Annotated in this window: 15 protein-coding genes and 2 pseudogenes; 12 read left to right on the forward strand and 5 right to left on the reverse strand. The window is 47.3% G+C overall.

The window, feature by feature from the left end; translation table 11 throughout:
- Positions 1–220 (reverse strand): hypothetical protein (locus L696_RS31585; RefSeq protein ID WP_483414262.1); only part of this gene is annotated, 220 nt, incomplete at its 3' end.
- 225 nt (positions 221–445) lie between these two features.
- Here L696_RS31585 and L696_RS0124775 point away from each other — a divergent pair.
- Positions 446–1,458: pseudogene (locus L696_RS0124775) on the forward strand (group II intron maturase-specific domain-containing protein).
- Positions 1,459–1,617: 159 nt separating this feature from the next.
- On the opposite strand, the gene L696_RS0124780 reads toward L696_RS0124775, so the two are convergent.
- Positions 1,618–2,082, reverse strand: a complete 465-nt coding sequence (locus tag L696_RS0124780; RefSeq protein ID WP_025686020.1) for a MarR family winged helix-turn-helix transcriptional regulator — start codon at positions 2,080–2,082, stop codon at positions 1,618–1,620.
- Between the two features lie 277 nt (positions 2,083–2,359).
- Here L696_RS0124780 and L696_RS0124785 point away from each other — a divergent pair, with 277 nt between their 5' ends.
- The 4 genes and pseudogenes from L696_RS0124785 to L696_RS0124800 all read left to right on the forward strand — a co-directional run bounded on the left by L696_RS0124785 (position 2,360) and on the right by L696_RS0124800 (position 5,019).
- The gene (locus L696_RS0124785) at positions 2,360–2,800 is read left to right on the forward strand and encodes a hypothetical protein (protein ID WP_025686021.1); all 441 of its coding nucleotides are present in this window, start codon (positions 2,360–2,362) and stop codon (positions 2,798–2,800) included.
- A 196-nt stretch (positions 2,801–2,996) separates the two neighbouring features.
- On the forward strand, positions 2,997–3,182 hold the full coding sequence (locus L696_RS0124790; RefSeq protein ID WP_025686022.1) for a hypothetical protein: 186 nt from the start codon (positions 2,997–2,999) through the stop codon (positions 3,180–3,182).
- 17 nt (positions 3,183–3,199) lie between these two features.
- Positions 3,200–3,442 (forward strand): annotated as a pseudogene (locus L696_RS0124795) (spore coat protein).
- 236 nt (positions 3,443–3,678) lie between these two features.
- Complete coding sequence (locus L696_RS0124800; RefSeq protein WP_025686023.1) at positions 3,679–5,019, forward strand: amino acid permease; 1,341 nt, start codon at positions 3,679–3,681, stop codon at positions 5,017–5,019.
- Positions 5,020–5,038: 19 nt separating this feature from the next.
- Here the strand turns inward: L696_RS0124800 and L696_RS0124805 are convergent, their stop codons facing one another.
- Positions 5,039–5,671, reverse strand: a complete 633-nt coding sequence (locus tag L696_RS0124805; RefSeq protein ID WP_025686024.1) for a LysE family transporter — start codon at positions 5,669–5,671, stop codon at positions 5,039–5,041.
- Positions 5,672–5,769: 98 nt separating this feature from the next.
- On the opposite strand from L696_RS0124805, the gene L696_RS29930 reads away from it, so the two are divergent.
- Both L696_RS29930 and L696_RS0124810 read left to right on the forward strand, forming a co-directional pair.
- Positions 5,770–5,961, forward strand: a complete 192-nt coding sequence (locus tag L696_RS29930) for a hypothetical protein (protein ID WP_280740295.1) — start codon at positions 5,770–5,772, stop codon at positions 5,959–5,961.
- Positions 5,962–6,092: 131 nt separating this feature from the next.
- Positions 6,093–7,763 (forward strand): ribonuclease J, encoded by a 1,671-nt coding sequence (locus L696_RS0124810; protein WP_025686025.1) that lies wholly within the window; start codon positions 6,093–6,095, stop codon positions 7,761–7,763.
- A gap of 278 nt (positions 7,764–8,041) precedes the next feature.
- Here the strand turns inward: L696_RS0124810 and L696_RS0124820 are convergent, their stop codons facing one another.
- Entirely contained in the window at positions 8,042–9,307 is a 1,266-nt protein-coding gene (locus L696_RS0124820; protein WP_025686026.1) for a BaiN/RdsA family NAD(P)/FAD-dependent oxidoreductase, read from the reverse strand.
- 300 nt (positions 9,308–9,607) lie between these two features.
- On the opposite strand from L696_RS0124820, the gene L696_RS0124825 reads away from it, so the two are divergent.
- The 3 genes from L696_RS0124825 (at position 9,608) to nadE (ending at position 12,836) form a co-directional block, all read left to right on the forward strand.
- Positions 9,608–11,347: a two-component system sensor histidine kinase NtrB gene (locus L696_RS0124825; RefSeq protein WP_025686027.1), complete on the forward strand. Its 1,740-nt coding sequence runs from the start codon at positions 9,608–9,610 to the stop codon at positions 11,345–11,347.
- A gap of 142 nt (positions 11,348–11,489) precedes the next feature.
- Positions 11,490–11,924, forward strand: coding sequence for a BrxA/BrxB family bacilliredoxin (locus L696_RS0124830; protein ID WP_025686028.1), 435 nt, complete (start codon positions 11,490–11,492; stop codon positions 11,922–11,924).
- Between the two features lie 102 nt (positions 11,925–12,026).
- A complete protein-coding gene (gene nadE / locus L696_RS0124835; protein WP_025686029.1) occupies positions 12,027–12,836 on the forward strand; it encodes an ammonia-dependent NAD(+) synthetase in 810 nt (269 codons plus the stop codon).
- An 85-nt stretch (positions 12,837–12,921) separates the two neighbouring features.
- Here nadE and L696_RS0124840 read toward each other — a convergent pair whose 3' ends face one another.
- Positions 12,922–13,749, reverse strand: a complete 828-nt coding sequence (locus L696_RS0124840) for an alpha/beta hydrolase family protein (RefSeq protein ID WP_025686030.1) — start codon at positions 13,747–13,749, stop codon at positions 12,922–12,924.
- A gap of 177 nt (positions 13,750–13,926) precedes the next feature.
- Here L696_RS0124840 and acpS point away from each other — a divergent pair, with 177 nt between their 5' ends.
- Entirely contained in the window at positions 13,927–14,331 is a 405-nt protein-coding gene (acpS, locus tag L696_RS0124845) for a holo-ACP synthase (protein WP_025686031.1), read from the forward strand.
- Positions 14,332–14,335: 4 nt separating this feature from the next.
- On the forward strand, positions 14,336–15,029 hold a 694-nt coding region (gene mutY, locus L696_RS0124850; RefSeq protein WP_025686032.1), incomplete at its 3' end, for an A/G-specific adenine glycosylase.

Consider the following 15,029-nt stretch of genomic DNA (forward strand, 5'->3'; position numbering starts at 1 on the left):
CCATGATCTCCTTGAGATTGTGGTCCTTTTTTTGTAGTACGCCCAGCATGGGCGTCATCTCTAGGGTGAAAGTCCCGAACGGGGGCTGGCGAACGCCTACCGTTAGCCAAGGAGCAAGGGTGTCCATCGCGAGGTGGAATCTGAAGGAAGCTGGAGGCAAATGCACGAGCCAAGGTACACGAACTGGATCTGAGGAGTGGTTAGCTGGATGAGTTGCCAACACATAACGAAATCCAAAGTCGCCAAGGGCTACCTTTGTAAACTCCAGTGGCTGCGGGCAGAAAGATGACGATCTTATCTGGAGAGGCCTGCGGAATACGCGAAGTAACTTCGTAACCAGAGTCGAAAGGCTCTGTTGAATCCGCAGGAGTCAGCAGAGGCCATAGTACGTGAGTACGGGACGCCGGAAAGCGGAAGGGCCGAACCGAAAGGAGAGAGGAAACCGATGCGTTCGCACGAAGAGCAACGACAGCAGAATATCCCGAAAGGGAGCTCGCGGCAAAGGGATACGGTGAAGCTGGAAGAGTATGCCGGAGCGCCGAGTTCTTCGTCGGCACAAATCGCCCCTTCCTCTCGCGAAGACCAGAGCGACCTGCTGGAGCGAATGCTCGAAGGAGAGAACCTTCGACTCGGGTATAAGCGAGTCGTCCAGAACGGAGGAGCCCCTGGTGTGGATGGTGTAACCGTATCCGAGCTACAAGCTTACCTGAAAACACACTGGGAAACGGTGAAGTCCAAACTCCTCGAAGGAACCTACAGACCTATGCCTGTCAAACGAGTGGAAATCCCCAAACCCGGAGGCGGCGTGAGGCTGCTGGGCATCCCGACCGTAATGGACCGATTTCTCCAGCAAGCGCTTCTGCAAGTGATGAACCCGATCTTCGATCCTTATTTCTGCGGATACAGCTACGGCTTCAGACCGGGAAAACGAGCACACGACGCGGTGAAGCAAGCGCAACGTCATATCCAAATCGGCCTAAGATGGGTCGTGGATATAGACCTTGAAAAATTCTTTGACGGGGTGAATCACGATATGCTCATGGCGAGGGTCGCACGAAAAGTGACGGACAAGCGAGTCCTGAAACTCATTCGTGCCTATCTAAGCACCGGAGTGATGGTCGATTTCGATGGAGGAGCGAATACAGAGAGTCAACCGCTATATGATGGGTTCGATCGGATATTTTCATCTGGCATCGGCAAAGACGCACCTTCAGAGATTAGACCAGTGGATTCGGAGACGACTGCGAATGTGCCTATGGAAGCCAGTGGAAACGGGTGCGAACACGCATCCGTGAACTGCGGGCGCTCGGCGTCCCCGAGTGGGTTTGCTTCAAGATGGCCAACTCGCGCAGAGGCGCATGGGAAATGTCCCGGAATACGAATAATGCCCTTCCAACTTCCTACTGGGAAGCGAAGGGGCTGAAAAGTTTACTTTCTCGTTATCTGGAAATTTGTTAACCTTTTGGAACCGCCGTATGCGGACCCGCATGTACGGTGGTGTGAGAGGACGGGGGCTGGCCGCCCCCCTCCTACTCGATTAAAATCTAATTTATCTTCAGCTAGCTATAGGTTTGTTCGGTTCAGCACAGCTGATAATTTTCTGAATTACTATTCATTCTATTTGTGATATGGTGATAGATTATCAGCGCTGCGGCCCAATTTTTTGAGCAAGCCGATGAGTTGATCTCTTTCGGTTTCGCTGATTCCGCTAAAGGCGCGTTCAATCTGACGGGTGTAATCAGGGTAAATTTCGTCCATGATGCGTTGTCCCTCGTCTGTTAATTCTGCATATATAATCCGACGATCCTGGTCGCACGGGTGACGGTGCAAATAACCACGGTTTTCCAGCTTGTCAATAACATAGGTGACATTTCCGCTTTGCAGTAGCAGCTTTGCTCCAATTTGCTGGATCGGCTGCGCGCCCTTGTGATATAGAACTTCCATCACGGCGAAGGCCGTTGGGTTAAAGCCCACCGTTTTGATGCCGGCAACCGCATGTTCATTTACACTTTTGAATGACTTGCCAAACACGCTATACAAATGCATGGATTGCTGTGTCACCAGTGTTCGGTAATCTATCATCTTCATTCCGCCTTTATGTATGGATTTGGGCATCCTTTGACCGCTCGGCTCGGATGACCGGGCAACCATACCCTTGTTACTAGCATAAAGGGATTTACGTAGGGAAAACATGCGTTTTGTCACAGTAGCTGCTTTTTTAACTATTTAATTTCAAAGCTTTAAAGTAAATTTTTGAAAAATAAAGGTTTTGAATGTAAAAAAATGTTCCCGGTTGGATATATTAAAAATAGCATGAACCTAAATTACCAAATAAGGTACCACAGAGGAGATGAGGCACATGGATACAGGTTCCTTCCATTTTCAATTTCGTGATCCGCAGCAGGCTATCCAAGCCTGTGAAACATTAAAAGAAGTCGGATATTCGGCCAGCACGAACGGTGATACGGGTTTGAGTGTTCATATTGAAAACCAGGACATACTGTCTGCACTGGAGATTTGCCAAGCCTATGAAGGAGCCATGATTGAGACAGGGAATCTCACTTCCAACTCCAACTCGGGCGCAATTACGGGTCTGCAGAGAAGTGACGGCGCACAAAATCCGGGCTATAGTCCAGATGATTGGATTATTCCCGCTCACATCATCAACGAAGATTGGAGTGAAGCATATAAGAATGGTTCCTCCCAAACATATGGCAATACGATCAAGGAGCATAACGTGAGCTCTGATCAACAACCGGAGGATGAAGTGGATGGCTTTTCCGGCAGCATCCATATCTGACTTCCCATTACAGTGCCGCTCATTTTGGAATAAAAAGCTCCTTCAAAACCATTGATATCGTGGTCTTGAAGGAGCTTTACTCATAGCATTTTTTTGGGATGAGCTCGCGTTCTGTGAAATGTTAGGTGTTGCTTAGGTCATGCGTAAATAGCGGCGACAGCAGGGAATAACAATTTTCAGAAAGGAGGTCTCGACCTTGCAAAAATTAGGAGTTCACGAAAAATTAGAATTACATGAGCTGCTTACGTTTAAAACGACTTGCCTCACAAAAAGTCAAACCATGATTCCTTTGGTATCAGACACAAACTTAAAAAATATTTTGCAGCAGGATGTCAATGGCGGCACACAAGATATTCAACAGCTTAAAAATCTGCTGGTGTAATTTAAAGGAGGATTAACGTGAATTCTATTATTGAAAACATGACCGGAATGAACGGAATGACGGATCAGGTGATTGCTTCTGATTTGTTAATTGCGGCTAAAAGTGGAATTAAGAACTATGCTCTAGCGCTGACAGAGTCAACCAGCTCGGAAGTTCGAAACGTTCTTTGTGACTAATTGAGCAAAGCTGTTAATCTTCATGAACAAATCTTTAATTACATGAAGAACAATGGTTATTATAACGCTTATAATCCGGAGTAGCAAATACAAATGGATATTAAAAATGCAGACAAGGCCCTTTCTTTACCCAAAACGACTTATTCTCAAATGGGTCCTTGGATAGTTTTAGGCATTAAAAAGCACCAGTAAACCTTGAGCGGGTTTGCTGGTGCTTCTTTATTGATAAAGAAAGTCATGCTCTACATGAAGTATGGTGAAATCGGCAATCTTAAAACGGAGAACTCGATCTCAAATTCAGGAATAGGGTGATTCTCTTTATGGGTAAGTCTTCAGATCGTATGCAAAAAGATCAAAAATTAAAATGGTGGCAGCTTAGCTTGTTAGGGGTTGCAGGTACTATTGGAACAGGATATTTCCTCGGGTCCGGCTTAGCGATTTCCATTGGTGGCCCAGCTGTGCTGATTACATACTTTTTGGCAGCGGTTGGAACGTATGTCGTGTTTGATGCCCTTTCACGTATGACAGCAGATCATCCAGAGCAGGGTTCTTTCCGTTCCTATGCCCAAAAAGCATTTGGAAATTGGGCAGGCTTCGGCAGTGGTTGGGTATATTGGTTCTCGGAGCTGCTTATTAATGGGAGCCAACTAACCGCACTGTCTATATTTTCACGCTTTTGGTTCCCTGGGGTACCGATGTGGATATTTGCGGCAGGCTTTGGGATCTTAGGGCTTGTGATTGTTTTTTTTGGCAATAAGGGTTTTGATCGTGTTGAAAATGTACTGGCCATCATTAAGATAGCGGCTATTGTTATGTTTCTGGTCTTAGCGGTTGCTCTTTTGGCAGGCTGGATTGGAGGAGGAAAATATAATCCGAAGTTCCCCATCAGTTACAAAGACTTTTTCCCAACCGGTGGCATGGGATTATGGTCATCTTTTATTTTTGCCTTTTATGCATACGGAGGTATTGAAGTGCTCGGAATTATGTCTAACCGACTTCAAAATCCAGAGGAAGCACCCAAAGCTGGAAAAGTGATGCTGATTACGCTGGCTGCGGTGTATGTGCTTTCTATTGGGCTGGCTGTGTCTATGGTACCATTAAGTGCCTTTAATCCGAAGGAAAGTCCTTTTGTGCTTGCGCTCAGCAGCGACCATCTGGCCTTTATGCCTCATTTATTTAACGGAGTGCTTATTATTGCAGGGTTCTCAACGATGACAGCATCTCTATACGCAGAGACTTCTATGATGATTACCCTTGCACAGGAAGGAGATGCGCCCACACTGTTTTCACGGAAGTGGAAGAACAAATATCCTCTTTATGCACTTAGTTTGATCTCCATTGGATTAATCGCAGCAATCGTGTTGTCGTTGCTGTTGCCGGGAAAAGTATATGAATATATCACAACTGCAGCGGGTTTAATGCTGTTGTATAACTGGTGCTTTATTTTGCTATCTTCAGGCAAGTTACTGGAGTCGAGCAAATCAAGTAACGCTAAGCGCTGGATCGGATTACTGTTGATAGCTATTGCCGTGGTCGGATCTTTTTTTCATAAACTTAGCCGCCCAGGTTTTTATATCAGCTTACTGCTTGTCTTGTTGATTGCGGTATGTGACTTCATTGTACAACGGGTTCGTCGAAAGCATACGAACGCTTCCAAGTAATCATGTCAAAGCCGAGGTATTAGTGGAAAAATAGTAATTGCAATGCCTGTACACCAAAATAAAAGCCAAAACCAATAAGAGATAATCCGGATAGCCATGAGATGGCCTTAAGTATACCAGCTTTTAGAAAACTACGGAAAATACTTGAAGCTGCAGCCATGGTCACATCCCAGAGCAGTACGCCTAATATAATGGCTCCGCTATAGATCAATAGCTGTTGTACTGGATATGTATTAGCGACGTTTGCCAGTATTGATCCGTAAATGCCAAGCCAGAAAAGGATGGAAAGAGGATTAAATAATGACATTAGGAAGCCCGACACAAATGAGTTAGTTAATGTATTACCACTTCCCCTTAATTCGGATTCTGAAATCACACCTGCATTTTTAATGCTTTCAATACCTGTATACACAAGTACGAAAAAACCAAACATCCATAAAAAAGCTTTGACAAACGGGGCATTAAGAAGGTGGATCATTCCCAAATAGACTAGCAGCATATAAATTATATCTGCGGTTATTGCACCAAGCCCGATAAACCAGGCGTGCCAAAAACCATTCTTAATACCTCGATCCAACTGTGCGGCATTGATCGGTCCGATGGGGGCCGAAAGTGACAGACCAAGAAAAACATATCCGATAATTGTATTAATGCTGTTTTTCCCCCTTAAGTATTTATTGGATGTTATGTTTTTGTCTATTTTAGTTTATTCGGACAAACCCATTTGTAAGACCATTTTTTTGTGCGTATATTGTAGGAGTAGTAGTCACAGCGTACCCATTCGGAAACGGGTTAACCAATCTCATTTCACCGATAGGTGGAGTTCTGCTGGCGGGATTGGCCATTGCCCGGATCAGCTTTGGACAGTGGCTGAAGGTAATCTTCAAGCTATTCCCCATCCTGTGGTTAGTTGCTGCTATTTCGGCTGCGGTGGGTATCTAATAAATCAAGTGAGAGCCCCTATCTTTTTAGAGACAAGGTTTTTTTGTTCACTTCTTTCCCTGTATGGTGCATAAGTTTGCGGGGAAAATGAATAATATGGATAGCATTTTCCTAAGGAGGAAATAAACTTGATGCTTGCTGATAATAGATTACTCATTGCTGCTCTAGGCGGTGTGAATGAAATCGGGAAAAACATGTATTTCATCCAATGCGATCAGGATATTGTCGTAATCGATTGTGGTTCTAAGTTTCCTGATGAAAATTTGCCTGGGATTGATCTCATTGTACCGGATGTCACCTATCTGCTGGAAAATCAGGATAAAGTCAGAGCGCTCATTGTGACCCATGGGCATGAGGATCACATCGGAGGTATTCCTTATCTGCTGAAGCAGATCAATATTCCCATATTTGGGACAAAGCTCACCATCGAATTGATTAAGATTAAGCTAAAGGAGCATAACCTTTTACGTGATGCCGAGCTTCATCTTATAGATGCGAATTCAACCATCGATATAGGCACGATCCAGGCATCCTTTTTCACCACCGTCCACAGCATCCCTGATTGCCTGGGCATCTTTTTTCAGACACCGGAAGGAAATGTGGTTCATACCGGGGATTTCAAATTCGATATGTCTCCCGTCAGTGGACCTTTTCCGGATCTTCATCGAATGGCGGAAATCGGAAAGAAAGGGGTCAAAGTGCTTCTCTCCGAAAGTACAAACGCGGAAAGACCGGGATTTACTCCTTCAGAACGTTTGGTTGGCGGGCATATTCTGGATGCATTCGCCAGAGCAAAGCAGCAGGTATTTATCTCCACGTTTGCTTCCAATGTGAACCGTGTCCAGCAAGTCATTGAAGCAGCAGTAGAAACAGGCCGAAAACTGGTTTTACTCGGACGCAGCATGGTAAATGTGGTATCGGTGGCTAAGGAGCTGGGCTTCTTGCACATGCCTGAGGACTTGTTGATTGAGCCGGGAGAAACAGAGCGGTTTCCCGCAGAGGAAATCGCAGTTTTATGTACAGGAAGTCAGGGCGAGCCAATGGCCGCACTGTCCCGTCTAGCCAATTCCTTGCATCCCAAAATTGAAATTTTGCCCGGTGATACTGTAATCATAGCCGCGGGAGCTATACCCGGGAATGAGCGGAATCTTTCCCAGGTGATTGACAATTTGTATGTACTGGGTGCACAGGTTATTTATGGATCGGGCAGCGCCACAGGGATGCACGTATCCGGTCATGGCAGTCAGGAAGAGTTAAAATTAATGATGACCCTGATGAAACCCCAGTATTTGATTCCCATACATGGTGAATTCAGAATGCTGTATCAGCATCGTCAGCTAGCAGAGTCTGTGGGGATTCCGATGGAGAATGTATTTATCGTCCATAACGGTGACACTATTCAAATCGAAGAGGGAAGGGCATCCCTGGGACCCAAAGTACCATCCGGCAATAGTCTGGTAGACGGGCTGGTAACCGGTGACGTAGGTAATATTGTACTGCGAGATCGTAAAAAGCTTTCTTCAGACGGAATGCTGATTATTGTGATGACGTTGAGTAAGAACGAGAAGCAAATGCTCGCAACGCCAGAGGTTATATCAAGGGGCTTTGTATATGTTAAGGATTCCGAGGAGCTCATGAATCAGATCCACGACACGATCATGTCCACAGTGAACGAGTTAACAGAAATCGAAATGAGTCAGTGGGGTCTGATTAAGCAGATGTTAAAAGATGATGTTGGCCGGTTTATTTACAGCCAGACGAAGAGAAGACCCATGATTTTACCTATCATTATTGAGGTTTAAGAAAATGGCATGGATTTTGGTCGTTACGCTATTAATCAAAAAAGACTTAAATCAGTCATTTAACTGATTTAAGTCTTTTTCATTTCCCTTTCCTACCTCCCCAAAGAAACGAGAATGCAGTGGCGATATGCAGCGAAGCGGAGGATTTGAATCTGGAGAAGCGACAGCGTTCGCCTTTGCCACGGGATTCTTACCCTTAAATGTTTTATATAATCAAAAAGAATCCCGTGGCAACAGCGATCGTAAGATCAAAGCCTACGCGTAGCGTCTCCACACTCCTAAAGCATTTCGTTTAAAGCCGCCTGTGTTCCCGCCGTATGCCCCGTGGTAAACGCCGCCGTAATATTATAGCCGCCCGTATACCCGTGAATATCCAAAATCTCGCCGCAAAAAAACAATCCCGGCATCAGCTTGGACTCCATTGTTTTCGGATTGATTTCCTTCAAATTCACACCGCCTCCAGTAACGAACGCCTCCTTCAGAGAGAGCGTACCGTTCACGCGGATCGGAAATGCCTTGATTCGATGGGCTAACTCCTGCCATTGCTGCTTCGGAATATGATCGTACGTCAAATCCTCACGCAGCTCGGTTTGCTGGAGCAGCAGTGGAATCAGGCGTTCCGGCAAATAAGGCTTGAGCACGTTTTTAATCGCTTTTTTGGCATCGGCTGCCGCCAGCTCCAGTGTTTCGCGGTAGACTTCATCAGCATGCTTATGAGGCTGCAAATCCAGAGTCAGCAGTACCGTGCTGGTCTTGTCCTTTTTCATCCCTTTCACGACAAACTGACTGCATCGCAAGGCGGAGGGACCCGACAGGCCAAAGTGTGTAAAAATCATGTCCCCTTCGTGGGTGATTACCTTCTTTTGCTTCGCATTCCACACGGTCAGGCTGATGTCGCGCAAGGATAGACCTTGTAGCTCCTTCGTCTGGATAAACGTGTCACCTGACGTTAATGGAACCTCTGTTGGATACAACTCGGTAATCGTATGTCCTGCTTGCTCGGCCCATGCGTAGCCGTCACCTTCCGAGCCTGTATGCGGAACAGATTTGCCGCCGACTGCGACAATAACGTTGCGGCTGCGAAGGGTTTCACCGGAACGCAGTCTTACCCCGGCAGTGTGGCCTTCTTTGTAAAGAACCTCCTGTACGGGACTTCCTGTCCGAATGTCCACTCCTTGAGAACGAACCTTGTTTACCAAAGCATCGACAACCGTTTTGGCCTTATCCGTCACGGGAAACATACGCCCATTGTCTTCTTCCTTTAAGGCTATTCCCAGTTGTTCAAAAAAGGCAATGATGTCCCGGTTGCCAAAGGCCGCAAGCGCACTGTGCAGAAAACGCCCATTGCCGGGGATGTGCCGGATCAGCTCGTCCAGCTCTTTTGCATTCGTGACGTTGCAGCGCCCCCCACCGGAAATACCCAGCTTTCGTCCGAGTTTATTTCCTTTTTCCAGTAAAAGCACCTTGGCGCCCTCACCGCTGGCTGCCGCAGCGGCCATTAATCCGGCTGAGCCGCCTCCGATCACAATAACGTCGTATGTCATGAACCTCTTCCTTTTTGTAGAAAATTTTTCGAAAACCCAAAATGGAGTAACAGGATTTTCTTCATATCGTAATACCGTTATCTTAGATACACATTATCGCGGTATTTTTGTATAAAGATATAGAAAGTCATCATCTCGATTTCCAGAAAGTACGTAAAGCCGTCATCTTCATATCTATCTGGTGTTTCGCAGATTTTGTCGTTCTATACCGGGATTTTAACACATATATTGTAATATATTGTAGCCTGTGCTTTAATTCAACTAACAGCGTCAAGGAAAGATGATGAGGGGGAGAAGTCCTTGTTAATTGCGTTGAAGGAAAGTGTGCTTCAAGTTCTCCTTGCCGTGATGTCGGCGGGTTTTTTCTCTATATTAACGGATTGTGGGGATAAGAAAAAGGTTTGGGGTAGCAATCTGCTTCCCGGATCTAATCAAGGGATCCTTTACTTGTGTTGCGTGCCGGCCATATTGCTATGTTCACTCTTTCAATATCAGTCTTCTTTTGGCCTTCCTTCCAACCTGGGAATTATCCCCCTCGCTGTTGGCATCATGTACGGCAGACGGCGCACTGCACTTGTTCTTGCCGCTTCTGCGCTGGTCAGTGTTTTGATTATAGCCGAGTCTACGGCAATGTCGCCAATGTATGTGGGTACGAGTTATATTCTTTTTCCTTTTATGCTGCTGCACGTCAAGTTCTTTCAAAAAGGAACATTATTGGACAAAAAACTTCTGATCTCTGCCTATGTTGCGGCTGATATGCTGCTTAAGGCGTTATTCCCGCTATTGTGGGGCAAACAGGATAACTGGGTATACATTCCTGATCAACTTACGACGCTGTGGAATATTGCAGCAGGTGTACTGGCAAGCTTTATGGTCGTCAGTCTGATGCAAAATGCCTTTGAAAAGATAGCGTTACGGCGGGATGTGACTGAGTTTACGAGCAAATATTTAATTGAAGCCGATAAGCTGCGTCAAGTTATGGAGCTGATGCCGTTAGCCCTGGTCACTCTGGACAGCGAAGAACGGGTTATACATATGAACAAAGCGATGCTGGAACTCTATCGGGACGTCGATCCGTTTATTACGCTGCCTGAGGTGGTGGGTCGTCCTTTGACATCGCTGTTTGGTTTAGGCACTGCACCCGTGGTCAATGAGCGGGTTGCGAGGGCTCTTGAAGGAGAGGCAGGTGCTGATTTTATAAATGTGCCTCCCAAAGTGTTTTTCTCAAGCTTCCTTCCCATTCGTGATAAACATGTAAGTAAAACGACTGGTGTCATTATCGCCTTGCAGGACATTACAGAGCTGGAGACGCTGCGCAGCGAGCTGGGTAATTTCGAGAGGCTTAGTCTGGTCGGACAGATGGCAGCGGGCATTACTCATGAAATACGCAATCCGATGGCGGTTGTGCGCGGTTTTTTACAGCTCATCCGCGAAAAGAGTCCCGAATCCCTCGGACATTACTATCGCATTGTGATGGAGGAGCTGGATCGGGCGAACGGAATTATTAACGATTTCCTGTCACTTGCCCAGAACCGAATTGTTGAGAAGGAGCAATGCCATCTTCATGACATTATTCGTGAACTCACTCCTCTATTGTGGGCAGATGCCAACCTGAGAGGGCAGACGATTGAGCTGAAGCTGGAGGAGCATATCACCATGCTACATTTGAACCCTAAGGAAATGAAGCAATTGCTGCTTAATCTGTCGCGTAATGCGATGGAGGCTATGGGGGATAAAGGCGTGCTGACGATTTCGACTCATGAAGAGGGGGATTTTGTGGAGTTGGAAGTGAAGGATACGGGTCCAGGCATTCCGCAAAATCAGCTTGAAAAGCTGTTCCAGCCTTTTTACACGACCAAAACGAAAGGCACAGGTCTGGGCCTGGCCTTATGCCAAAATATTGTGGAGCGTCACCACGGCACCATTGCCGTCGATTCGGTGGAAGGAATGGGAACGCAGTTTAGAGTTCGATTGCGCAGAACCATTCCAGCTTACAGGGATCATTCTGAATCACCTTCCATAAATTCCATACAGAAATAATTGTACAAATATATATCCGGATTTTTGCAAATTACATGAAAAAGATTGTATAATAAAGATTAGATGTCCATGTCTTTAATACGGCAGAGGATGAAATTAAGCAACGTACTATACATGATTTTTCGAAAAGGAGTGAACGAATATGTCGATGTCTTTTGATCAATATATGAGAGATTCTGTTCAGCCGATGCGCGATGAACTGACAAGTCTCGGAATTCAGGAGTTGCGTACTCTGGAAGATGTGGAGGCCAAGCTGCCTGATGCCAAAGGTACAGTGCTGGTCGTTGTGAACTCGGTATGCGGTTGTGCCGCAGGTCAATGCCGTCCGGGTGTAGCCGAAGCGCTGAAGCATGATATTACACCGGATCACCTGTACACGGTTTTTGCTGGTCAGGATAAGGAAGCAACGGCGAAGGCACGCGAATTTTTCGCACCGTATCCGCCATCTTCTCCTTCGATCGCGCTGTTGAAGGACGGCGAACTGGTTCACTTCATCGAGCGTCATCAGGTGGAGGACCGTTCGGCAGATCAAATCGCTGCTGATTTGACCAGTGCATTTGACCGTTTTTGCCGGTAAAACTGCTCAAGCTATGCCCCCGCATTTTTCGCTTGCGAAACTTGCCGGGGCTTTTGCATGTTGGCTTGTGAAGGAAATTCCTAAAAAAGAGGTGCTTATCTGATGAGTTTGCAGGAACAGATTATTGCTGAATTGGGAGTACAACCTACCATTAACGTAGAGGCTGAGGTCCGCAAGCGTGTGGATTTCCTCAAGACGTATGTTACGAAAACGGGGAGCAAGGGTCTGCTGATCGCCATCAGCGGCGGGATCGACAGTGCCGTAGCGGCTGCCTTGTGCAAGCAGGCTACGGATGAGCTGACGCAGGAGCAAGGCGAAGAGTACAAAACGCTTGGAGTATTCCAGCCGTATGGCAAACAGGAAGATATCGAGCACAGCTACGCAGTAGCCAAAGCGTTCAACCTGAAATTTGCCGGGGAAACGAACATTCAGGAAGCGGTGGATACGATTGCTGTGGAAGTAGAGCGTTCGTTAAAGGATATTGGTCTTGAGCGTTCCATGACTCCGCAGGTGATAGGGAATGTGAAGGCCAGAACACGTATGGTGGTTCAGTATGCGCTCGCCAATGAGCTGAATCTGCTCGTTGTGGGGACGGATCATGCCTCGGAAGCCATCACAGGCTTTTATACCAAATGGGGTGATGGTGCGGTCGACATTACGCCGCTCAGCACGCTGAACAAACGTCAGGTGCGTCTGCTGGCGAGCTACCTGGGAGTTCCGCAGGCCATTTTGGACAAAGCGCCTACAGCGGGATTGTGGGAAGGCCAGACGGATGAAAAAGAACTGGGTATCTCTTACGAAGCGAACAGCGACTATCTGGAAGGCAAGGATATTGACCCGGCGGCACGTGAAAAGCTGGAAAGCTTCTTCACACGCACAGCGCATAAGCGGACAAGCATTCCAGGCATTTAAACAACGAACAATTATGGAATTGTAAAATAAATAATGCGGCGATCCGCCCGGCGGATCGCCGTTTATTTTGGAGACAGGTTGTAGCTTAATTAGTGATCCATTCAATAAAGCGGCGGGTTTCGGTAATCGCCTGATCCAGTGGAAGACTGCTTCCCTTGAACGGATGAACGGTATTAAAAGTATGATTGCCCCCTTGAATTTGCACCCATTCAATATCAGGACGAACCGAGGTAAGCAGGGCAGAGCCTTCACGCAGGCGTTTGGAATCATCGGTACCCTGAATGAGTACGGCAGGCAGTTGGCTGTCTTTAAGCCTGTCCACGATGGCAAAGCGCTGGCGATTCTGTTCCATATCTTCCAAAATAACAAGGTCCAGCGGAAGCTGCTGTCCGGTTCTGGCGTTTTGCACGTAGCTGCGTCCCTTGGTCCGCATTTCTTCTTTTTGTGGCAAGGTGAACAGGTCCAGGTCAGTTACGCCATTCCATGAAATGACGCCGGATATCTCGCCAGGATGATCCAGACCGTATATGAAGCAGCTTCCCGCACCTCGACTGTGTCCTAACAGAAACAACGGCAGCTCTCTGAACTCGTGGCGTGCTCGCAGATTTGTCAGCAATACGTCCAAGTCCTCTTGTTCCCGGCTGTAGGTGTTCCGAGCGAACTTTTCCAGCTCGGTAAAATTCGTCAGATCCTCACCTATGCCATTATGTGAAAAGTTGAAGGTTACGACATGGTTGTCCACGCACAATGCTTCCGCTATATAGGGGAACATGCCCCAATCCTTGAAGCCCTTATAGCCATGAGCGATGACGAGCAAGCTTTTGGCTGTATTTTTGGCGGGAAACCAGGAAGCCCGGATTACCGCATCTGTTCCTGCTTCCGTACCTGCTTCAATAACGAGTGATTCTGACATCCTATCCTTCCTTTCTACGGGGATTTTAAATGGGCATATAAGCTAAATCAACATTTGCATATAGCCTCTCTTATTTTAACATATTTTGGTGCTGCTTTTAAGGCTTTGTGACTCGCCATGTTGTGGACACGCTGTTACAATAGGTGCAGTAAAGTATAAAAGGACGGGGAATACCTAATGATCTACGGAATTGGACATGATGTGCTGGAAATAAGCCGGATGGCTGACATATTGGCAGGCAAGCATGCAGATGCTTTTTTAAACCGGGTCTTGACCCCGGCGGAACGCGACCTTGCTGTGGAGCGAAAGGGCAGGCTGGTGGAGTTTGTAGCAGGGCGCTTTGCCGCGAAGGAAGCGATAACGAAAGCCTTTGGCTGCGGAATCGGGCAGATGATCGGGTTCGGCGATATGGATATTTTACCGGAGCCTGGGGGCAAGCCAGCGGTTTATTTATCTGCCCCTGCGTGGGATAGACTGGGGCTGCCGGGTACGGGGGGCTCGGATTACAGCATTCACTTGAGTATTACACATCAACCTAACATTGCCTCTGCTTTTGTAATTGTTGAATATAAGGAGACGTGATGTGATGACTACCCATACATTGGAACAAAAACGTTATTTCAGCTTCGAGCTGCTGAATTGGTATACACGAAGCAAGCGGGATTTGCCGTGGCGCCGCCATCGGAATCCTTTTTACATCTGGATTTCAGAAATTATGCTCCAGCAGACGCGTGTTGATACGGTGATTCCGTATTTTAACCGCTTTATTGCACGCTTTCCGACGATTGAGGCGCTGGCGGAAGCGCCCGAGGAGGATGTGCTGAAGCTATGGGAAGGGCTAGGTTATTATTCACGGGCCCGGAATTTGCAAACGGCAGCGAAACAAGTGGTTGAGCTTCACGGCGGGGAAGTGCCGGATGATACGCAGGCTGTCGCCGCTCTGAAAGGCGTAGGCCCATATACGACGGGAGCGATTATGAGCATTGCCTTCAATCGACCGGAGCCTGCTGTGGATGGGAATGTGATGAGGGTGCTGTCGCGCTATTTCCTGATTGAAGAGGATATCATGAAGGGCAGCACGCGAGCACATATGGAAAGTCTGGTGCGGGAGCTGATCCCCGAAGGGAGAGCCTCCGACTTCAATCAGGCGTTGATGGAGCTGGGTGCGCTGGTCTGCACGCCGAAGTCGCCCCAGTGCCTGACCTGCCCGGTCATGGAGCATTGCTCGGGCCGATTGGCAGGCCGCGAGGAGACGCTGCCGGTCAAGACCAAGGCGAAGC

It is taken from the genome of Paenibacillus maysiensis (assembly GCF_000520815.1).
Taxonomy (GTDB): Bacteria; Bacillota; Bacilli; order Paenibacillales; family Paenibacillaceae; genus Paenibacillus; species Paenibacillus maysiensis.